Annotated in this window: 21 protein-coding genes; 10 read left to right on the top strand and 11 right to left on the bottom strand. The window is 65.7% G+C overall.

Features of this window, described 5'->3' with window-relative positions:
- Positions 1 to 82 precede the first annotated feature (82 nt).
- Entirely contained in the window at positions 83 to 1,261 is a 1,179-nt protein-coding gene (gene galK / locus ACR65K_RS08420) for a galactokinase (protein WP_440152232.1), read from the bottom strand.
- Positions 1,258 to 2,415 (bottom strand): galactose-1-phosphate uridylyltransferase, encoded by a 1,158-nt coding sequence (galT, locus tag ACR65K_RS08415; protein ID WP_440152230.1) that lies wholly within the window; start codon positions 2,413 to 2,415, stop codon positions 1,258 to 1,260. The genes galK and galT overlap by 4 nt, the downstream gene beginning before the upstream one ends.
- Positions 2,416 to 2,524: 109 nt before the next feature.
- Between galT and ACR65K_RS08410 the strand changes: the two genes are divergently transcribed.
- From ACR65K_RS08410 to ACR65K_RS08395, 4 genes are read left to right on the top strand one after another with little or no spacing between them, the layout of a single operon-like run.
- The gene (locus tag ACR65K_RS08410) at positions 2,525 to 3,487 is read left to right on the top strand and encodes an aldose 1-epimerase family protein (RefSeq protein WP_440152229.1); all 963 of its coding nucleotides are present in this window, start codon (positions 2,525 to 2,527) and stop codon (positions 3,485 to 3,487) included.
- A 36-nt stretch (positions 3,488 to 3,523) separates the two neighbouring features.
- Positions 3,524 to 4,855, top strand: a complete 1,332-nt coding sequence (locus ACR65K_RS08405; protein ID WP_440152228.1) for an AI-2E family transporter — start codon at positions 3,524 to 3,526, stop codon at positions 4,853 to 4,855.
- Between the two features lie 3 nt (positions 4,856 to 4,858).
- Positions 4,859 to 6,097, top strand: coding sequence for a threonine ammonia-lyase (gene ilvA, locus ACR65K_RS08400; RefSeq protein ID WP_142030633.1), 1,239 nt, complete (start codon positions 4,859 to 4,861; stop codon positions 6,095 to 6,097).
- Between the two features lie 8 nt (positions 6,098 to 6,105).
- Positions 6,106 to 6,723: a rhomboid family intramembrane serine protease gene (locus ACR65K_RS08395; protein WP_440152227.1), complete on the top strand. Its 618-nt coding sequence runs from the start codon at positions 6,106 to 6,108 to the stop codon at positions 6,721 to 6,723.
- Between the two features lie 116 nt (positions 6,724 to 6,839).
- Here the strand turns inward: ACR65K_RS08395 and greA are convergent, their stop codons facing one another.
- Complete coding sequence (greA, locus tag ACR65K_RS08390) at positions 6,840 to 7,334, bottom strand: transcription elongation factor GreA (protein ID WP_056332365.1); 495 nt, start codon at positions 7,332 to 7,334, stop codon at positions 6,840 to 6,842.
- A 151-nt stretch (positions 7,335 to 7,485) separates the two neighbouring features.
- Complete coding sequence (locus ACR65K_RS08385; protein WP_056332362.1) at positions 7,486 to 7,944, bottom strand: DUF4307 domain-containing protein; 459 nt, start codon at positions 7,942 to 7,944, stop codon at positions 7,486 to 7,488.
- Positions 7,945 to 8,073: 129 nt separating this feature from the next.
- On the opposite strand from ACR65K_RS08385, the gene mca reads away from it, so the two are divergent.
- Together mca and ACR65K_RS08375 are read left to right on the top strand one after the other, a co-directional pair.
- Entirely contained in the window at positions 8,074 to 8,979 is a 906-nt protein-coding gene (gene mca, locus ACR65K_RS08380; protein ID WP_056332360.1) for a mycothiol conjugate amidase Mca, read from the top strand.
- 98 nt (positions 8,980 to 9,077) lie between these two features.
- Entirely contained in the window at positions 9,078 to 9,419 is a 342-nt protein-coding gene (locus ACR65K_RS08375) for a hypothetical protein (protein ID WP_440152225.1), read from the top strand.
- A gap of 42 nt (positions 9,420 to 9,461) precedes the next feature.
- Here ACR65K_RS08375 and trhA read toward each other — a convergent pair whose 3' ends face one another.
- The gene (gene trhA / locus ACR65K_RS08370) at positions 9,462 to 10,205 is read right to left on the bottom strand and encodes a PAQR family membrane homeostasis protein TrhA (RefSeq protein ID WP_440152224.1); all 744 of its coding nucleotides are present in this window, start codon (positions 10,203 to 10,205) and stop codon (positions 9,462 to 9,464) included.
- A 146-nt stretch (positions 10,206 to 10,351) separates the two neighbouring features.
- Here trhA and ACR65K_RS08365 point away from each other — a divergent pair, with 146 nt between their 5' ends.
- Positions 10,352 to 11,113, top strand: coding sequence for an isoprenyl transferase (locus ACR65K_RS08365; protein ID WP_056332355.1), 762 nt, complete (start codon positions 10,352 to 10,354; stop codon positions 11,111 to 11,113).
- 239 nt (positions 11,114 to 11,352) lie between these two features.
- On the top strand, positions 11,353 to 12,771 hold the full coding sequence (gene phoH2 / locus ACR65K_RS08360; RefSeq protein WP_056332353.1) for an RNA 5'-3' helicase PhoH2: 1,419 nt from the start codon (positions 11,353 to 11,355) through the stop codon (positions 12,769 to 12,771).
- A gap of 439 nt (positions 12,772 to 13,210) precedes the next feature.
- Here phoH2 and ACR65K_RS08355 read toward each other — a convergent pair whose 3' ends face one another.
- A complete protein-coding gene (locus ACR65K_RS08355; protein ID WP_440152222.1) occupies positions 13,211 to 13,858 on the bottom strand; it encodes a GNAT family N-acetyltransferase in 648 nt (215 codons plus the stop codon).
- Positions 13,859 to 13,894: 36 nt separating this feature from the next.
- Positions 13,895 to 14,695: a hypothetical protein gene (locus tag ACR65K_RS08350; RefSeq protein WP_440152220.1), complete on the bottom strand. Its 801-nt coding sequence runs from the start codon at positions 14,693 to 14,695 to the stop codon at positions 13,895 to 13,897.
- Positions 14,696 to 14,754: 59 nt separating this feature from the next.
- On the opposite strand from ACR65K_RS08350, the gene ACR65K_RS08345 reads away from it, so the two are divergent.
- Both ACR65K_RS08345 and ACR65K_RS08340 read left to right on the top strand, forming a co-directional pair.
- Complete coding sequence (locus tag ACR65K_RS08345) at positions 14,755 to 15,300, top strand: prepilin peptidase (RefSeq protein WP_440152218.1); 546 nt, start codon at positions 14,755 to 14,757, stop codon at positions 15,298 to 15,300.
- A gap of 41 nt (positions 15,301 to 15,341) precedes the next feature.
- Complete coding sequence (locus ACR65K_RS08340) at positions 15,342 to 15,812, top strand: NUDIX hydrolase (protein ID WP_440152216.1); 471 nt, start codon at positions 15,342 to 15,344, stop codon at positions 15,810 to 15,812.
- A 21-nt stretch (positions 15,813 to 15,833) separates the two neighbouring features.
- On the opposite strand, the gene ACR65K_RS08335 is transcribed toward ACR65K_RS08340, so the two are convergent.
- The 4 genes from ACR65K_RS08335 to ACR65K_RS08320 all read right to left on the bottom strand — a co-directional run bounded on the left by ACR65K_RS08335 (position 15,834) and on the right by ACR65K_RS08320 (position 20,456).
- A complete protein-coding gene (locus ACR65K_RS08335) occupies positions 15,834 to 17,519 on the bottom strand; it encodes an MDR family MFS transporter (RefSeq protein ID WP_440152215.1) in 1,686 nt (561 codons plus the stop codon).
- Positions 17,516 to 18,187 (bottom strand): TetR/AcrR family transcriptional regulator, encoded by a 672-nt coding sequence (locus ACR65K_RS08330; RefSeq protein ID WP_440152213.1) that lies wholly within the window; start codon positions 18,185 to 18,187, stop codon positions 17,516 to 17,518. Before ACR65K_RS08330 ends, ACR65K_RS08335 begins: the two co-directional genes overlap by 4 nt.
- Positions 18,188 to 18,326: 139 nt before the next feature.
- Positions 18,327 to 19,754 carry a class II fumarate hydratase gene (locus ACR65K_RS08325; protein WP_440152211.1) on the bottom strand — a complete coding sequence of 476 codons (1,428 nt, stop codon included), beginning with the start codon at positions 19,752 to 19,754 and terminating at the stop codon, positions 18,327 to 18,329.
- An 87-nt stretch (positions 19,755 to 19,841) separates the two neighbouring features.
- On the bottom strand, positions 19,842 to 20,456 hold the full coding sequence (locus ACR65K_RS08320; RefSeq protein ID WP_440152209.1) for a carbonic anhydrase: 615 nt from the start codon (positions 20,454 to 20,456) through the stop codon (positions 19,842 to 19,844).
- Between the last annotated feature and the right edge of the window lie 2 nt (positions 20,457 to 20,458).

Raw genomic sequence — 20,458 nt, 5'->3', positions numbered from 1 at the left:
AAACCAAACCACCGTGGGCCCCCCCAGACTGGTGGGGCCCACGGTCGTTAACGTGCAGCCGGCCTCAGCCGCCCGACGCGCGCTAGGCGACGCGCATGGCTCCGGCGGCAGGGGAGACGGTGAAGATATCCGGGGCCCTGTAGCGGGCGTCGGCGAAAGCCTTCACGACGGCGGCACGCACCGCCTGCTCGGCGTCCACCGGCGTCAGCGCAATGGCCGCGCCGCCAAACCCGCCCCCGGTCATGCGGGCACCAATGGCCCCATGGGCCCGGGACGTGTCCACGGCCAGGTCCAGCTCCGGGCACGAAATTTCAAAGTCGTCCCGCATGGAAGCATGGCTGGCATCGAGCATTTGGCCGATGGCGCTTGGCCCGGCGCCGCCCAGGAGCTCAACGGTCTGGAGCACCCGGTCATTCTCGGTGACAACATGCCGCACCCGCCGGAACGTGACCTCATCGAGGAGACCGGCGGCCTCTTCGAGGTCAGCCACCCCGACGTCCCGCAGCGCCTTCACCCCCAGCACCTCCGCGCCCAGCTCACAGGATGCCCGGCGCGAGGCATAGCCGCCGTCGGCGTGGGAGTGCGACACCTTGGTGTCGATCACCAGGAGCACCAGGCCTGCGGGTTCGGTCTCGAAAGGAACCAGGTTTGCCTTCTGGTCCCGGCAATCGAGGAAGACAGCGTGGCCCTTTGCGCCGCGAAGGGACGCGGACTGGTCCATGATCCCCGTGGGCGCACCAACGAAGTCGTTTTCCGCCCGCTGGGTTGCCAGCACCATGTCCTCGGCCGCCAACCCCGCGCCCGTGAGGTCGTTCAGCGCCGTGACCACAGCACATTCGATGGCGTGCGACGACGACAGGCCGGCACCGAGCGGCACGTTTGAGTCCAGGAGCAGGTCCAGTCCGGGAACGGCCACGCCCCGCTCCCGGAGGGCCCACATGACGCCGAGTGGGTACTTGGTCCAGCCCTTCGCTGTTCCGGGCTGCAGGGTGTCGAGCGTTGTGCTGACCACGCCCTGGTCGCCGTACGTGGACAGGAGCCGCACGGTCGAATCCGGCCGGGCGGCGACGGCCACCCGGGCGGTGCGGTCGATGGCGAACGGAAGCACAAAGCCCTCGTTGTAGTCGGTATGTTCGCCGATCAGGTTCACGCGCCCCGGAGCCTGCCATACGCCGTCGGGTGCGCTTCCGAATTCATGCTCAAAGCGGGCACTGAGATCCTGGGCGGCAGGTGCGGCCTTGGCTTGTTCCTGACTGGTCATGCGGAGGCTCCTTCCGGGGTTGCCGCCATGGCGGCGGCAGGAACGGCCGACGGCGGGACGGCAACAGCGCGCAGCCGTTCGGCCACTGTTTCGGGGGTGGTGTCATTGATGAAGGCGCCCATGGCGGCCTCGGAGCCGGCCAGGTACTTCAGCTTGTCGGCCGCCCTGCGCGGGGAGGTCAGCTGGAGATGGAGGTAGCCCGCCGGCCGGAGGAGGTCATCCAGCGGCGCCTGGTGCCACGCGGAGATGTAGGGGGTAGGCGTGGGGTAAAGCGCATCCACCCGCTTGAGGAGGTCGAGGTAGACCTGTGCCAGCTCATCCTTTTCCTCTCCGCTCAAGGCCGCCAGGTCCGGGACGTGGCGGTGCGGGACCAGATGGATTTCCAGGGGCCACCGGGCCGCGAAGGGCACGTAGGCGCTGAAATGCGTGCCTTCCAGGACCATCCTGCTGCCGTCCTCCCGTTCGGCCTGCAGCAGGGAGCCGGTCAGGGTGGCGTTGCCGTCCTGCGCATCGTAGTACTTCCGCGCCGCCGCGCCCAGGGTGCCGGCCCGCGGTGTGACGTAGGGGTAGGCGTAGATCTGCCCATGCGGGTGGTGCAGGGTCACGCCGATGTCGGCGCCGCGGTTTTCGAAGGGGAACACCTGTTTGATGCCGGTCATGGCGCTCAGGGCCGCGGTGCGCTGCGACCAGGCTTCAATCACCGTGCGGGACCGCTCGACACTGAGGCCGCTGAAGGACCCGGTGTGTTCAGGGGTGAAGGACACCACTTCGCAGCGGCCGTACGCCGGACCCTTCGTTCCCCACCCGGCATTCTCCGGCACGGGTCCCAACGCCGGTCCCAGCGAGGGAAACCTGTTTTCGAAGACCACGACGTCGTAATCGGCGGCTGGAATTTCGGACGCGTTGGCAGGAGTGGTGGGACAAATGGGGCACTGGTCCGCCGGCGGCAGGTGGGTGCGGGTCTGGCGGTGCGCGGCAACAGCCACCCATTCGTCCGTCAGGGCATCGAAGCGCACCTCGCCGGGCTCCCCGCGCGCGGGCAGGCTGCGGTGGTCGGTGGTGAGATGGTCGGCGCGGGAGGTACTGGTGCTGTCGTCATCGAAGTAAATCAGCTCCCGCCCGTCGGAGAGTCTGGTACTGGTGATCCCTGTCATGTAGAAAGTTTCGCATAAACGATCAAGAATGAATAGTTAACAACAAAAAGTAACAGAGCGGATGGCAGGGCGCTGCCCGATTCCGGCAGCGGCATGTACGGTAATGCCCATGACAGCCTCTTCCAACGACGGAACGTCCACCCGCTCATCCATCCGCTCCTGCGCTACGGGCCGGCAACATGAACTCCGCCGGGGCGACGCCGTGGCCGTGGTCACCGAGCTCGCCGCGGGGCTCCGCTCGTTCAGCCGGGGCGGGATCCAGCTGACCGAAACCTACGGCGATGACCAGATCGCTCCCGGCGGGGCTGGCATAACGTTGGCGCCCTGGGCCAACAGGGTGGAGGACGGCGTTTGGTTCCTGGATGGCAGGAAGCAGCAGCTGGACATCACCGAGGTGTCCCGCAACAACGCCAGCCACGGCCTGCTGCGAAACACCGGCTACGCGGTGCTGGCGGAGTCCCCGGAGGCCGTGGCCCTGGAAGCGACCGTTTTTCCGCAGCACGGCTACCCTTTCCTGGTCCGGCACAGGGTGGAGTACCGGATCTCCGAAGACCTGGGACTGCGCGTCAGGCAAAGCCTCACCAATGACTCCGCGGCAGCCGCCCCGTTTGTCCTCGGCGCCCACCCCTACCTGCGGCTTGGCGACACACCGGTTGAGGAATTGCAGCTGACCGTTTCCGCCGCCACCCGGCTGGTGACTGATGAGCGGCTGATTCCGCGCAGCTCCGCCCCTGTCGACGGGGATGTCGACTTTCGTTCGGGCAGGCACATAGCGGACCTGGCAGTGGACGTTGCCCTGACTGACCTCCGCTTCGAGGACGGCGCAGCCCGCCACACCCTCGCAGCCGCCGACGGCAGCGAGGTATCGCTCTGGCAGGACGAGGCCTGCCGGTACGTCCACGTCTACGTGAGCACGGTCTACCCTGACCGGAGCCGCGCAGTGGCAGTGGAACCCATGACGGGCCCTGCCAATGCATTCAACTCCGGCGACGGCCTGCGGTGGCTGCCGCCGGGGGAGTCCTTCAGCATGGAATGGGGCATCGACTACAAGCCCGGCACGGCAGGGCAGTAGTTTCCCATTGGGCCACCGCTGCGGAAGTATTGGCATATGACGCCAAAAGAGGACGACGTTACCCTGGCCCACCCGGACCCCGTACCCGCGCCGGCACCTGCTGCGCCGCTGCGGGTCCTGACGGACCGTGAACTGGACAAGGACATTCCGTACGGCATCCGCATCGCCGCTTCATGGTCATGGCGGCTGGGCCTGATCCTCCTGATGGTGGGGACGCTTGTCTGGCTGCTCAGCCACATCACCCTCCTGATCATCCCGGTCATGGTGGCCGCCCTCCTTGCCGGTCTCCTGAGCCCGGTCACGGCGTGGCTGAAGCGGCGCGGACTGCCTGCAGGCCTCGCTGTTGCCGTGACAGTCCTTGGGTTCATCGGTGTCATCGTCGGCGCGCTGGCCCTGGTGGGCAGGCAACTCGTGGTTGGTTTCGGGGAGCTCTATTCCCAGGCCCTCGAAGGTGTACGGCAGGTCCAGGACTGGCTGTCAGCTGGCCCCCTGCACCTGACCGCCGCCCAGATCGACCAGTACATCAAGGAAGCCACCGACGCGCTGCAGAACAACAGCAGCAGCATCCTTAGCGGCGCCCTGTCCTTCGGCAGCACCGCCGGCCACTTCGCCGCCGGAATGCTCCTCTCGCTGTTCATCCTCATCTTCTTCCTCCTGGAAGGTGACCGGATCTGGGCGTTCCTGGTCAGGATGCTTCCCCGGAAGGCCCGCGCCGCGACTTTCGGTGCGGGCCGCAAGGGCTGGGCGTCCATGGTCAGCTACGCCCGCATCCAGATGTTTGTCGCAGCTGTCGACGCGCTTGGCATCGGCGTGGGTGCCGCCATCATCGGTGTCCCGCTTGCGCTTCCCCTGGGCGTGCTGGTTTTCCTCGGCTCCTTCATCCCCGTGGTGGGTGCGCTTTTGACCGGCATCGTCGCCATTCTGCTGGCCCTGGTGGCAAACGGCCCCATCAACGCGCTGATCATGCTGGCCATCGTCCTGCTGGTCCAGCAGCTCGAAGGCCACATCCTGCAGCCGCTGGTCATGGGCAAGGCAGTTTCGCTGCATCCGGTGGCAGTGATCCTCAGCGTTGCGGCGGGGTCCTACCTCGCCGGGATACCCGGAGCGCTGTTCTCCGTACCCATCCTGGCCGTAGCAAACTCGGCTGTTCGCTACATCGCCGCCAGAACGTGGGAACATGAACAGGTGCCGGTAATCGCCGGGAAGCCCATCACGGCCGGAGCAGGCGGGGACAACACCATCAAGGACGTTGAACCGCCGTCTGCACCTGGTTCGGGGCGGGACACGGCGTCCGGCACCCCCGCCGAACACCGTGATGCCCGCGCTTCCTCCCCGGAAGGCACCGGAGCAGAACCCAGAGGAGAGTAGTCCGTGAAGATCCTTGAAACCCTTCCCGTCACACTGGACGATGTCCTTGAGGCGCAGAAGCTGCTTGACGGGATTATTGCGCGCACTCCCGTGGAATCGTCGCGGGCGCTGGGGAGCATGGTAGGCGGCGATGTCTATTTCAAATGCGAAAACCTGCAGCGTGCCGGCTCGTTCAAGGTCCGGGGCGCCTACGTCCGGATGGCGCGGCTCTCCCCTGACGAGAAAAAGAGGGGAGTGGTGGCAGCCTCCGCCGGCAACCATGCCCAGGGCGTTGCCGTTGCCGCCAAGAGCCTGGGCATCAAGGCCCGGATCTATATGCCGCTGGGCGTGGCACTGCCAAAACTCGCCGCCACCCGCAGCCATGGTGCCGAAGTGGTCCTGCATGGGCACAACGTGGACGAGGCGCTCGCCGAAGCCCAGCGCTACAGCAACGAAACCGGCATGGTCTTCGTCCATCCCTTCGACAATGTGGACGTGGTGGCCGGCCAGGGCACTGTGGGCCTGGAGATCCTGGAGCAGGTTCCCAACGTTGACACGATCCTCATGGGCGTGGGCGGCGGGGGGCTCCTGGCTGGCGTCGCCGTCGCCATCAAGGCCCGTGCCAGGGAACTTGGCCGGGAGATCCGTATCATCGGGGTACAGGCGGAGAACGCTGCCGCCTACCCGCCTTCGCTCGCAGCCGATGCACTGGTGCCGTTGAAGAAGGTCTCCACCATGGCGGACGGCATCGCCGTGGGGCGCCCGGGGCAGCTGCCGTTCAGCATCATCCGTGAACTGGTGGACGATGTTGTCACCGTCAGCGAGGACTCCCTGGCCCGTGCCCTGATCTTCCTGCTGGAACGGGCCAAGATGGTGGTTGAACCCGCTGGTGCGGTGGGTGTCGCCGCGCTCATGGACGGCAAGATCGAGAACCCGGGAACCACGGTGGCGGTGCTCTCCGGCGGCAATATCGACCCCATGCTCATGCTGAAGGTGATCCAGCGCGGCCTCTCCGCTGCCGGCCGCTACATGACGGTGCGGATGATGCTCGATGACCGCCCCGGCTCGCTGGCAACCATTGCCCGGATCATTGCTGAAAACGATGCCAACGTCACCGGCCTGGACCACACCCGCGTGGGAGGTTCCATCAGCATGGGCGACGTCTCCATCACCGTTAACCTGGAAACCAAGGGCCACCAGCACGGGGAGCAGGTCCTCAGCGCACTCCGTGCCGAGGGCTTCCAGCCGATTGTTGTGCATTAGGAGCGGCCGTGGCCGGACTGATGGATAACGGGCGCATCCCCGAGCGGCAGGCCATCGCCTCCCGTGCCAAGGGCGGGCTGGTGGTGCTGGGTGGTTTTGTGGCCCTGCTGTTCGCCATCGAGGTGGTCAACACCCTGATGATGGGGGCCCTCACCCGAACCTTCGGCCTGCGGCCCAGGAGTGCCGACGGGCTGCTGGACATCTTTACCTTCCCGCTCCTGCACGCAAACCTGGGCCATCTGCTCTCCAACAGCCTGCCCCTGGTCATCTTCGGCTTCCTGGTGTTTCTCTCCGGGCTGCGCGTGTTCCTCACAGCCCTGGCCTTCAGCTGGCTCGGCAGCGGGCTGACGGTATGGCTCATCGGAAACGGTGTCACCGTGGGCGCGTCGGGGCTGGTCTTCGGGCTTTTCGCGTTCCTGCTGGTCAGGGGTTTCTTCAACCACAGCTGGCGGCAGATCCTGCTCGCCGTGGTCCTCTTCATGGGCTACGGGAGCATCCTACTGGGCGCCCTGCCGTTTGTGGCCGGCTACGTGAGCTGGCAGGCCCACCTTGGCGGCGCCGTGGGCGGCGTGGTGGCGGCTCTGCTGCTGCGTCCGCGCGGTCCCGCTGCGCCGCGGCAGTTTTAGCGCCCGGGTGGCGCAAACCCGGGAGAAGGACATTAAACGGAAGCGGCGGCCATCCCCTGGGGACGGCCGCCACGTTCTGCTTTTGCGCTGGCTGCTTTGGGGCCGGCGCTGCTGAGCTAGGGTGCGTAGGGCTTTGCGGAGAGGATCTCCACCTTGATGTCCTTGCCGTTCGGCGCTGCGTAGCTGAGGGTCTCGCCCTCCTTGTGGCCCAGGATGGCGGCACCAAGCGGTGACTTTTCGCTGAAGACATCCAGGTCCGAGTCACCTGCGATTTCGCGTGAACCCAGCAGGAAGGTCTCCTCGTCGCCGGCGATCCTGGCTACGACAATCATGCCGGGCTCCACGATGCCGTCATCGGCAGGCGATTCCCCCACGTGGGCGTCACGGAGCAGCACCGTCAGCTGGCGGATGCGGGCTTCAATTTTGCCCTGCTCCTCCTTGGCTGCGTGGTAGCCCCCGTTCTCCTTGAGGTCCCCCTCTTGCCGCGCTGCTTCAATCTTCTGGACGATCTCCGCCCGGCCTGCGCCGGAAAGGTGGTCCAGCTCTGCCTTCAGGCGGTCAAAAGCTTCCTGGGTGAGCCAGGCTGCAGATGCGCTGTTGGTGGTAGACACGGACTTCTCCTCTAGTGGTCCTACATGCAAAAGACCCCGCCACGGTGGCCACTTGTGGAACAGTAACCAGCTCAGCGGGGTAAAGGTATCTCCCTATTGTAGTCAATCCTCTGGAGATAACCCAACACGGAAGCGTCCCACATCACACGCCTTAAGACGTCCCGCCGGGAATCCAGCAGCTGTCCACCACGCCCGATACGGACTCCGACTCCGTGCGCAAGGTAACGCGCTGAGCCACCGTCCTGCCGCCGTCGGCCGTTCCATCCGCTGCCGACGGCGGGATGTCCACCACTTTCCAGCCCACGACGGCAAACTTCGAATCCAGTGCCTTCACGGCGCATTTGACGGGCTTGCCCGGTTCGCGCGTCACCTGGAAGTCCACCTCCGCGACCGTGGCATCGGTGGTGCTGTAACCCACGTCCTTGAACGTCACTCCGGAGAGCGAGTTCGAAGTGGTCACCCACGCAAGGAAGCCGATTCCCGCAGTAAGTGCCAGGCCGACCGCAACCCGGGCGGCGGTGGGGGAGAGCCGCCGCTTTTTAGCACCATACCGATTGGCTAGGCTAGTGTCTGCGGGCGCGGATTGGGCCGGCTGGTCCGGGGAAGTCACCAGACCAGTTTAGTTCCCTTTCCGCCTGCTCTTTGCGGTGGCTGCAGCTGCCGGTGAGGCAGCGCACCCGCAACAACATCCACAAGCTGCCAAAGCCGTGCAAAGAAGAATAAAGGAGCCGTCCTCTCCATGACAGCGTCCAGCAACAACCAGGTGCCGCTCCGGCTGCTCGCAGTCCACGCCCACCCGGATGACGAATCCAGCAAGGGCGCTGCGACCATGGCCATGTATGCAGCTGCCGGCGTGGATGTCCTCGTGGCCACCTGCACGGACGGATCCCGCGGCGATATCCAGAATCCGGCGGTGGAGGGGGAGCCGCACCCCAAGCGGGATATGGCCGGTGCGCGGAGGCTGGAGATGCAGCGCGCGGCTGCCATCCTCGGCATCCGCCAGCGGTGGCTCGGATTTGTCGACTCGGGCCTTCCCGAAGGGGACCCGCTCCCGCCCCTCCCGGCGGGATCCTTCGCCACCCTTCCCCTGCACCAGGCCGCGGCGCCCCTGGTACGGCTGGTGCGTTCCTTCAAGCCCCACGTCATCCTTAGCTACGACGAAAACGGCGGCTACCCCCACCCGGACCACATCATGGCCCACCGGGTGGCCGTGGAGGCTTTCGAAGCCGCAGGCGATGCCGAACGCTACCCGGAGGCAGGGGAGCCGTGGGAGCCGGGCAAGCTCTACTACGACCGCGCCTTCAGCCCCGAGCGGTTCCGGGCGCTGCACTTTGCACTGGAAGAGGCGGGGCTGCAGTCACCCTACGCAGAACGCCTGGCCGCATGGCTGGAGTCCGATGCAGAGGGGCACACTCCGCCGCCGGCCGCGCATGCCACCACCACCCAGATTGACTGCGGTGACTATTTCGAAGTGCGCGACGACGCCCTGCGTGCCCACCGGACCCAAGTAGACCCGCTGGGGTTCTTCTTCGCCGTTTCGCCCGACATGCAGCGCCGGGTCTGGCCTTGGGAGGACTATTCGCTGATCCATTCCAGGGTGCCCTCCGAACTCCCCGAGAAGGACCTGTTCGCCGGGCTAAGATAGACACGGCAGGCTATTTCTATCTTGCGTAGAAGATAGGTGCGGCGACGGCCGGTCCCGTCCGCTTCCTGCTTCATCCGTTCCACCAGAAGGTATCAACCGTGCAATCTCTGCTCCTCCGCCTCGCCACCACGCCGTCACCGCTGCCGACTCCGACGTTGCGGGAGGGGATTTCGGAGGACCAGGTGACACCGGGCCTGCTGGGGTTCATCATGACGGCTTTCTTCGTGGTGGCAACCGCCCTGCTCATCGTGGACATGGTGCGGCGCATCCGCAGGGTGCGCTACCGGGCCCAGGTGGAGGAAGAGCGCCTGGCGGCCGCCGCTGCTGCAGACGTTGATGCTGCGGATGTCCAGGATGGGCTCGACGGCGGCGCGCACCCGGGAGTTGGCCATTCCGAAGGGGACGGGGCCGGCAACGGACACCCGCGGCCGCGCAGGTAGAAATCTTTTGGTGGCTATGCCAGCCCCACGCTGTGACGGGCTTTAGCCAAGGACCGCCATGGCGATCGCCGCGAAGTGGGCAGCGAACGCGAATACGGTGAACGCGTGGAACAGTTCATGGAAACCGAAGTGGTGATAGCTGAAGTTCGGCTTTTTCAGGGCGTAGAAAATGGCGCCCGTGATGTAGAGGGCGCCGCCCAGGCAGATCAGCACGGCTGATGGCGGACTGGCCTGGAAGAACTGCGGCAGGTAGAACAGCGCTCCGCAGCCCAGTGCGATGTAAATGGGCACATAGAGCCAGCGGGGCGCGTCAGTCCACAGCAGCCGGAACAGCACGCCGAGGATGGCTCCGGCCCAGATGACCCAGAGGAGAACCACCGCCTGCCCGCGTTCAAGAAGCGTCCATGCCAGCGGCGTGTAGGTGCCCGCGATCACCAGCATGATGTTGGTGTGGTCCAGCCGTTTCAGGACGAGCTTGACCCGTGGTGACCAGTTGCCGCGGTGGTAGACGGCGCTGACACCGAACAGCAAAACGCCGGTGGCAGCGTAGATGGCGGAAGTAATCCTGCGGTCCGCCGTGGGGGCAAGGACAACCAGGACGATGCCGGCGGCAAGGGCCAGCGGGGCAGTGACCGTGTGGATCCAGCCGCGCCACTTCGGCTTGATCATCAGGAGTTCCGCCAGGCGGACGGCGGCGTCATCCACGGCGCTGGTTTCTGTTTCAGCGCCTGGGTTGGGGTCCTCCGGCTGGGGCCCCCGGGAGGCATGCGGAGAGTCGCTGTTCATGCCACCAGAATAACTTACGGACCGGTAAGTTACTGGTCAGTAACACTTGGGATGGCTCTCCTCCAGTGCTGGCGTTCCCACTCCGGCCCGGGCGGTAGCCTAGGATGTGGATGTACGTACGGCAGGAAAGTCAGGTGAGTGGACGCGTGGAGTTGCCCGGGTTCCTCTATGGCTATTACGAACGCCGGCTGCTCAAGGATCTTCCACGCGACCGGATTCCCCGGCATATCGGCGTCATGGTGGACGGCAACCGGCGGTGGGCCAAGCAATTCAATGCACCCACCAGCCAGGGCCACCAGGCCGGTGCGGACAAAATCCACGAATTCCTCGGCTGGTGCCAGGAACTGGGTGTCAAAGTAGTGACCCTCTATATGCTGTCCACGGACAACATGAACCGCTCCAGTGAGGAACTGGACCTCCTGATGGGGATCATCGCCAACACCCTGGACCGGTTGGACGAAGACGCGAACATATCCGTCCATGCCATGGGTGCGCCTGAACTGCTTCCGGACTACCTGGCCGAACGCCTCAACAAGCTCACCGCCCGCACCCCCGTCCGCGAAAAGATCCACGTTAACGTGGCAGTGGGGTACGGGGGCCGCCGGGAGATCGTCGATGCTGTCCGGGAGCTCCTCCACGACGCCGTCGCCAAGGGCATGGACATCTCCCAGCTTGCCGACGACCTGTGCGTCGACGACATCTCACGCTTCCTGTACACCCGCGGCCAGCCGGACCCGGACCTGGTGATCAGGACATCAGGGGAGCAGCGATTGTCAGGCTTCCTTATGTGGCAGAGCGCCTACAGCGAGTTCTACTTCTGCGAGGCCCTGTGGCCCGCGTTCCGCAAGGTGGATTTCCTCCGTGCCCTGCGGGACTACGCCGGCCGCCAGCGCCGCTTTGGCACCTGAAACCCCCGGTTCATAACGAGTTCATACACCTGCAAGGGAAATCGCCGGGTAATGGTTGCGGAAATTACCCTGAGTGGATTTACGTTATATCCATCAGCAGGCAAAACCGCCGGCTGATCGGGGAGGCCAGTACATGGAGCGAAACATCGCACCGGTTGTATGGGAGGCCGGACCCGGCCTCCTGGCCGAGCCGCCTCACCAATAACAATTCCGGGCTGGCGCCCGGGGCTGGAGTCGATGTGGCTACTTCTGAACAACTGCCCGAGGTCCTGTTTGGACAGGGCGGAAAAGCTACCTCTCGCGCCGAGCGAGCTACCTCTGAAGCCGGCGCAGCAACTGATGCTGCGGCCGGTTTTGCTGTCTCCGGAAGGGAAGCCGACATCCACACCTTCGTCATTGACACCTCAGTCCTCCTCTCCGATCCGCGCGCGCTCCTGCGGTTCGCTGAGCATGAGGTAGTGGTTCCCGTCGTGGTCATCACCGAACTCGAAGCCAAGCGGCACGACCCCGAACTTGGCTACTTCGCACGGAAGGCCCTGCGGCTCCTGGACGATCTCCGGGTCAAGCACGGCGGCCTGAACCGGCCCCTCCCCATTGGTGACGAGGGCGGCACCCTGATGGTGGAACTCAACCACATCTCCTCCGAGGTGCTGCCCTTGGGTTTCCGCAGCGGGGACAACGACAGCCGCATCCTCGCCGTCGCCAAGAACCTGGCCAACGAAGGACGCAACGTCACCGTCGTGTCCAAGGACTTGCCCATGCGGGTCAAAGCCTCCGCCATGGGCCTCACTGCCGACGAGTACCGCAACGAACTGGTCAAGGATTCCGGGTGGACGGGCGTTGCCGAGATCGAAGCCGATGAACAGGACATCGCCACTCTGTACGGCCACGAACCCGCCTATATCCCGGCGGCCGCCGAACTGCCCGTCAACACCGGGCTGGTCCTGCTGTCCAACCGCGGCTCCGCGCTGGGCCGGGTGGGCGCGGACAAGCAGGTGCGCCTGGTCAAGGGCGACCGCGACGTGTTCGGCCTCCACGGCCGGTCTGCGGAGCAGCGGCTGGCCATCGACATGTTGATGGATCCCGCCGTCGGCATCGTCTCCATTGGCGGCCGCGCAGGCACCGGCAAGTCCGCGCTTGCCTTGTGCGCCGGCCTTGAAGCCGTGCTGGAACGCCGCGAACACCGCAAAGTGATCGTCTTCCGGCCCCTCTATGCGGTGGGCGGGCAGGAACTTGGCTACCTGCCGGGCTCCGAATCCGAGAAGATGAACCCGTGGGCGCAGGCCGTGTTCGACACCCTCGGGGCGCTGGTCAGCCAGGAAGTGGTGGAGGAGGTCATGGACCGCGGCATGCTCGAGGTCATGCCCCTCACCCACATCCGCGGACGCTCCCTCCACGATGCCTTCGTGATCGTGGATGAAGCCCAGTCCCTCGAAAAGAACGTCCTCCTCACCGTCATGAGCCGTATCGGCCAGAACTCCAAGATCGTGCTCACCCACGACGTCGCCCAGCGAGACAACCTGCGCGTCGGACGCCACGACGGAATCGCCGCTGTCGTCGAAACCCTGAAGGGACACCCCCTCTTCGGCCACGTCACCCTCACCCGCTCGGAACGTTCACCGATCGCAGCACTCGTCACGGAACTCCTCGAGGGCTAAATCAACTAAGCAAAGGGCCGTGGCCGGGTTCGCCGGGCTACGGCCCTTTTCGTGTGTGGCAACGGCCGGGTTCGTCCGCCCCGGGTCCTTCGCCGTCGCTTAGACACCTCCCGACGCGTTGCTTCGGTCGCTGAGCGACCTGCGCAACGCTTTGGTCGGCGATGCGCTCCTAGCGAAAAACCTTGGCCCTTCTTGTGCCAGCGCACCTCCTGTCCGACTGACTTCATGAGGGCCGGCGCGTCTGGCGGGCACGCCATTGGTGGACTGAGGCACCAGCCGGGTCGCAGTCCTTCTCGTAGGAGCGCATCGCGACGCATCGGCCGGCGGAGGTCGCCCAGCGACCGAAGGTGGCCCTATGCGTTGTGTCTAAGCGACGGAGAAGGGCTGTGGCGCGGCGTCCGGAACCACTATGGGAGCGGACGAACCCAGCCGCGGCCCCTCAGGTGATCTTCAGGAACTTGGCCGCTGCTTCGTGCCCGTTTACGCGCAGCTCCCAGTCGGGCCTCTTGAACGTTTGTGGGGTGACGCGGACGTGCTGGACTGTTTCGGCTTTGGGGCCCCAGGCTTTGCGCGTGGTGCCGTTGAGTTCGTAGCCGAGGGAGCGGGACACGCCCAGGGAAGCGCTGTTCCAGATGGCGGCCTCCGATTCGGCGACTTCCGCCCCGAGCCAGTCAATGGCCCAAAGGACGACGGCGGCACGCATCTCCTTGCCCAGGCCGTGGCCCTGGACGGACTTCTTCAGCCAGGACCCGGTGCTGACTGTCCGTAGGGCCGCGAAGTCTTTGGCCTCAACATCCTGGCAGCCGACGAACCGGCCTTCGTGCCAGATTCCGAGGAGCAGTGTCCAGTTTTCGGGCCTGCATTCAGCGCGGCAGCGCCAGTACCAGCGCGCCATGTTGGGACCCAGTTCCTCATCCGGCAGCTCCGTCCAGGGAGTGCTGAACGGATTCCGGCCGGCGTCGTGGATTCCGCCGCGGGCCGCTGCCACAGCCGCGGGGATGTCCTGGTCGGTGATGGGGCGCAGTTCCAGCCGCGGGGTGCTCAGCGTGAGGTCGAACAGCGGCCAGATGGAGCCCAGGGTAGTCATCCGCGAAGCCTAGCCGATGGGTGCCGGGCAGGCATGTCACGCTTTGGCAGGGATGTCCCAGCTGATGTGGCGGCGGACGTCGGTGAGATTCATGGACTCGGCCAGGAACAGGTCGTCGAGCATGTACTCGTCCACGGCGAGGATCCGGATCCAGTGGCCATACTCCTCCGTTTCCTGCTCCAGGGACTGACTTGACACGCAGACGCCGGTGCCCGTGTCCACCCGGAGGAGGGAACGGCCGGGAAGGCAGAGGGGAGCGGCAGGATCACCCGGGCGGTAGGCGGGGTTGGGAGTTGCAACCGCCTCCAGGACGGGCCGGCCTTCATGCTCGGCGAAGCGGGTGTCCGGGATGTCCAGGGCGTTGGTGCCAGGGAACTCGATGGGCACGGGGGCGTTGCCTGCGAGCTCCACCGGGTCCAGTGCGGCTGAAAACCGTGCGTTCCCGAACCCGGGCTCTCCGTACGCGGCTTCGGGCCGGCGGCGCACCAGTCCGGCGTCGTCGTACACTGGCGTGACGAGGTGCGGGGGCAGGAGCCAGGACTTGCGGGTGGCGCTGACGTAGATGCCGTCACGGGAATCGTTGATCCCTGTGGTGCTGTGCAGGACGCGGCCGTCCGGGCTTTCAAGGCGAAGCGCCCCGGGACGGCGCAGCCACGCACGGACAAACGGTGCGCCGGGAGCGGGAGCCGACGCAAAGGCCTGGTCCCAGTACTCAAAGCGCAACGTCTGCCACTTCCATGGGGAAGACCGGCACAGGTTCCGGAACATCGCGGCCAGGTCCACCGGGACGCCAGGAGGGCCCGGAACCGGCCGGCGCCGGGAGTCCCAGGTCGACATATCCACATCTTACGCGGGGGTGCTACGGCCGGGATGGTGGATCCAGTAGCATCCGAGGGGTGATTGGACGACTCGGTGAACTCTGGCAGAACACCCCGCTTGCCTTCTGGCTGGTACTGGCTGCCTGCCTCTACTTCGCCGTGATGGCGGTCCGGCTCACCATCATCGACGTCCGGCACCACCTCCTGCCCAACAGGATCGTTTTCCCGTCCTACGCGGTGGCCGGAGTGCTCCTCCTGGCGGCGGCCGCGGTTGCGTGGGCCGGTCCCGTCCCGGCCGCTGGCAACACCGGCGGGCTCCTGGCCATCCCCGCCCTCCGCGTGGTGGCCGGGGCCGCAATCCTGTGGCTGTTCTATTTTGTCCTGCGGTTCATTTACCCGCCCGGGATGGGCTTCGGCGACGTCAAGCTTGCAGGAGTGCTCGGGATGTACCTTGGCTACCTCAGCTGGGGACACCTCTTCGCGGGCACCTTCCTGGCATTCCTGCTGGGCGGGCTGTGGTCCCTGGCCCTGCTGGCGGCCCGCCGGGGCACCCTGAAGTCGGCCATACCCTTTGGCCCGTTCATGCTCGCCGGGGCCGCAGCCGCCATGCTGCTGCCCGCCTGAGCCGTCCCGGTTGTTCGGTGACTGTTCGGTAGGCTGGCGGTATGCCTGCACCTGAATACGTCCTGAAGCTGCGCGAAAAGATCGGCAACGATCCCCTCTGGGTCCCCGGGGTCCGGGGTGTCGTGATCGACGACGCCGGCAGGATCCTGCTGGCCCAGCGTGCAGACAACCGGCAATGGGCGCTCATCAGCGGCATGCTGGACCCGGGGGAGCAGCCTGCCCGTGGCCTGATTCGGGAGATCTTCGAGGAAACAGCCGTGGTGGCGGAAGCGGAACGGGTGGTGTCGGTGGGTGCCGTTGGGCCAGTCACCTACCCCAACGGCGACATCTGCGAATTCCTGGACGTGGTGTTCCTGTGCCGCTACGTCTCCGGGGAGGCAAGGGTCAACGACGACGAATCCCTTGCCGTTGGCTGGTTCAGCCCGGATGAACTACCCGACCTCATGCCCGGCCACCTCACCAGCATCCGCCAGGCGCTGGTGCCCTCCGCCGCCGTCCACTTCGAGCCCTAAAAGCCAGGCGCTCGACGGCGGTCAGCGGCCCGGCGACACCAGCTCGCCGTCGTCGTCCTTCACAGCGGCGCCGGTACCTGCGGCGCCGTGCCCGTGCGCAGCTGCGCCGGACAGGCCGGCTGCCAGCCGCTCGGCTTCCTCTCCACCCACAGCCTCGCCGCGTGCCACCATTCCGGCGGTATCCGAGAGCGGGATCTGCTTCAGCGTGACCGCCAGGAGCAGCGCCACCGCGATGAACGGCAGCAGGTACCAGAACACCGGTGCCAGCGAATCGGCATAGGCGTTCACGATGGCGTCCCGCAGCTGTTCCGGGAGCTGGCTCAGCGCCTGCGGATCCAGGGTCCGGGTGGACTGTCCGGCCTGCTCGGCCGAAGCCCCTGCCCCCGTGAAGGCGTTGGTCAGCGCCTCGGAAAGACGGGTGGTGAAGATGGAGCCGAACACTGCCACGCCCATGGCGGCGCCCACTTCGCGGAAGTAGTTGTTCGTGCTGGTGGCGGTGCCGATCTGGTCAGCCGGCACCGAGTTCTGGACCACCAGGACCACCACCTGCATGATCAGCCCAAGGCCTGCTCCGAAGACGAACAGCTGGACGCAGATAACCCAGATGGGGGTGCTGGCCGCGAGCGTGGTCATCCACAGCATGGCCGCCAGGGTGAGTACGGCGCCCAGGATGGGAAACATCTTGTACTTGCCGGTCTTGGAGATCCGGATGCCGGAGTAGATGGACGTGCCCATGAGGCCTGCCATCATCGGGAGCATCAGCAGGCCGGATTCGGCTGCGGAGGTTCCGGAGGACATCTGCAGGAAGGTGGGGACGAACGCGATGGCGGAGAACATGCCCAGGCCCAGGGTGAAGCCGATGGCGGTGGCATTGATGAAGATCCGGTTCCGGAACAGGCTCAGGGGAATGATGGGATCCTCGGCGCGGCGCTCCACCATCACGAATGCGGCCGCAGAAACCAGCAGGCCGGCTCCAAACGCCCACGTGAGGGGTGAATCCCAGCCCTCATCCTTCTTGCCGCCAAAGTCGGTGAAGAAGATCAGGCACGTGGTGGCCGCGGACAGCAGCACCACGCCCAGGATGTCGATCCGCTTTTCGGCCTTTTTGTTGGGCAGGGTCAGGGCGAACCAGGCGATGGCGAACGCTGCAAGCCCCACCGGGATGTTGATGTAGAAGGCCCACTCCCAGGTGAGGTGGTCCACGAAGAAGCCGCCCAGCAGCGGACCGGCCACGGCGGAGAGGCCGAAGATGGCGCCTAGGGGTCCCATGTATTTCCCGCGCTCCTTGGCGGGAACGATATCGGCAATGATCGCCTGGGAAAGGATCATGAGCCCGCCGCCGCCGAGGCCCTGGATGGCGCGGAAGATGACGAAGCCCCAGAAGTCGGTGGCCAGTGCGCAGCCAACGGAGGCCAGGGTGAAGAGTGCGATGGCCACCAGGAAGAGGTTGCGCCGGCCCAGGATGTCACCGAACTTGCCGTAGATGGGCATCACGATGGTGGTGGCCAGCAGGTAGGCAGTGGTGATCCAGGCCTGGTGTTCCACGCCGCCCAGTTTGCCCACGATGGTGGGCATGGCGGTGGAGACGATGGTCTGGTCCAGGCTGGAGAGGAGCATGCCCGCAATCAAGGCGGAGAAGATGATCCAGATGCGTTTTTGCGTGAGCAGCAGGGGCCCCGCGGCCGTCCTGGTGGTGGCGGTACTCATGATTGTCCTTTTGCGGCGGTGGTGTCCGGAATATCGAACGGTTGGGAAAAAAGAACGCTGGCTGCGGAGATGTTCTCCAGCAGCAGGTCGGTATAGCTGCGGGTGTTGCCGTCGGAGAAGTAGGCCATGCTGCTCTTACGGGCGATGGTGCTGAGCAGCACCACGGCCATTTGCACCACGGGGTGGTCCGGGGCCAGCCCTTCGCGGCGGGCGACGTCCCTGGCGAACTGGGCTTCCCGCTGCTCCGTCACGCCGATGATCCGCAGGATCAGCTGGGGTTCCTTGTGGACTACGCCAATGAGCTGCCGGGTTTCCTCTTCGGAGGCCGACATGCCCTCTGCCAGGCGGAGGGAGAGCCGGACGAGGTCGCGGAAGAGCGTGGGGGAGATTTCGCCGGCGGGGGAGTCCGCGCCGCCGGCAACGAAGTCGTCGATCACATCGGCCGGGATGTCGTCCTCGGCGTGGCCGATGATGGCGTCTTCCTTGGTGGGGAAGTAGTTGAAGAAAGTGCGTCGCGAAATGCCGGCGGCCTCGCACACTTCCTCCACGGTATAGCCGTTGAGGCCACGCTCGGCTGTGAGCGCCCTGGCCGTTGCCGTGATGGCACCCCGGGTAGCGGCACGTTTGCGCTGCCTCAGCCCGGACTCCGAAGTTGCACTTTCATCCACAGAGTGAAGTTTTGCATCATTATGAGATTAGTGCAAATTTATTTTGGTCCCGGGAGGCGAAGCGTAAAGTACGACGGCGGCCGGTCCCTTTCGTGCGAAAGGTGCCGGCCGCCGTCGGGCGTCCAGGAGGTGGTGTGGACTATGCCTTGTGGGCCGGGGCCGTCATGGTGGTGACGTCCAGCGCCTTCTCGAGGTCGGCCTCGGAGACCTTGCCCTCGCCCTCGCCGACGAAGCCGAGCTTCTCGGTGGCCTGGCGGATGGTCAGGCCCTCCTTGACGGCGGTCTTGGCGATCTTGGCGGCGTTCTCGTAGCCGATGTACTTGTTCAGCGGAGTGACGATGGACGGGGAAGCCTCGGCCAGGAAGCGGGCGCGCTCCACGTTGGCGGTGATGCCGTCGATCATCTTGTCCGCCATGACCCGGCTGGTGTTGGCCAGCAGGCGGATGGACTCGAGCAGGTTGGCCGCCATGACCGGGATGCCCACGTTGAGCTCGAATGCACCGTTGGTGCCGGACCAGGCGATGGCGGTGTCGTTGCCGATGACCTGGGCGGCCACCATGATGGACGCCTCGCAGATGACCGGGTTGACCTTGCCGGGCATGATGGACGAGCCCGGCTGCAGGTCGGGGATGGCGATTTCGCCCAGGCCGGTGTTGGGGCCGGAACCCATCCAGCGAAGGTCATTGTTGATCTTCATGAACGAGATGGCGATGTTGCGCAGCTGGCTGGACGCCTCGATCAGGCCGTCGCGGTTGGCCTGTGCCTCGAAGTGGTCCCGGGCCTCGGTCAGCGGCAGGCCGGTATCCGTGGCAAGCAGTTCGATAACGCGCTCCGGGAAACCGGCCGGCGTGTTGATGCCGGTGCCCACGGCGGTGCCGCCCAGCGGAACCTCGGCAACACGGGGGAGTGAGGCGTTGATGCGCTCGATGCCGTAACGGACCTGCGCAGCGTAGCCGCCGAACTCCTGGCCCAGGGTCACAGGGGTGGCGTCCATGAGGTGGGTGCGGCCGGACTTCACCACGTCCTTGAACTCCGCGGCCTTGCGCTCCAGTGAGCCGGCCAGGTAGTCAAGGGCGGGGATGAGGTCGTTGATCAGCGCGGAGGTGGCCGCCACATGCACGGACGTGGGGAACACGTCGTTGGAGGACTGCGAGGCGTTGACGTGGTCGTTGGGGTGGACAACCTTGTCGCTGCCGGCGGTCTTCAGTGCACGGGTGGCCAGTTCGGCAATGACCTCGTTGGTGTTCATGTTCGAGGACGTGCCGGAACCGGTCTGGAAGACGTCGATGGGGAAGTCGCCGTCGTACTTGCCGGCAGCCACCTCGTCGGCAGCGTCTGCAATCGCCTTGGCCAGCTCGCCGTCGAGCACGCCCAGTTCTGCGTTGGCCTGGGCAGCAGCCTTCTTGACCCGGGCCAGCGCCTCGATGTGCGTGCGCTCAAGGGTCTTGCCGGAAATGGGGAAGTTCTCCACTGCCCGCTGCGTCTGCGCGCGGTACAGTGCGTTCACGGGGACGCGGACTTCGCCCATCGTGTCATGTTCAATGCGGAACTCTTCAGTGGAAGTCATGGGGCTAGCTTATGGCGATCCGGTGCCCCATCGAAAACCGTTAAGGGAGCATTGCCGGCGGCCCGCTGGGCCGCCGGCATAGGGGTCCTAAAGCTCGCCGATTCCGGAAACAAGGTCCGCGCGGCCCTCAGCCAGCCGGTAGGAAAGGCCGACGACGGCGGTGCGGCCGCCTTCGATTGCGTCGGAAATCACACGCGAGCTGTCCGCAAGGCGCTGCGCCGTCTGCTTGACGTGCTCCACCACCATGTCGTTGACCTCGGGCTGGTTATTTCGCAGGGACGTCAGCACGGAGGGCGTGATGCGCTCCACGAGGTCACGGATGAATCCTGCCGGCATCTCGCCGGTCTCCACGGCATCCCTGGTGGCCGTGACTGCGCCGCAGCTGTCGTGCCCAAGGATGACAATCAGCGGCACGTTCAGCACGCCGACGCTGTACTCGAGGGAGCCCAGGACGGCGTCATCGATGACCTGTCCGGCGGTGCGGACTACGAAAACGTCGCCCAGGCCGACGTCGAAGATGATTTCTGCCGCGAGCCGGGAATCAGAGCAGCCGAAGATCACCGCGAAGGGATTCTGCGTCTCCACGAGTGATGATCGTCGCGAAGCATTCTGGTTCGGATGGGAGGACTCGCCGTTTACGAAACGTTCGTTGCCTTCGCGCAGGCGGCGCCAGGCCAGTGCAGGGGTCAGGTTAGTCGTCACGG

This window comes from Arthrobacter sp. SAFR-179, assembly GCF_059414945.1.
The sequence above is the reverse complement of the archived record's forward strand: the minus strand, read 5'-3'. Positions and strand labels throughout refer to the sequence as shown.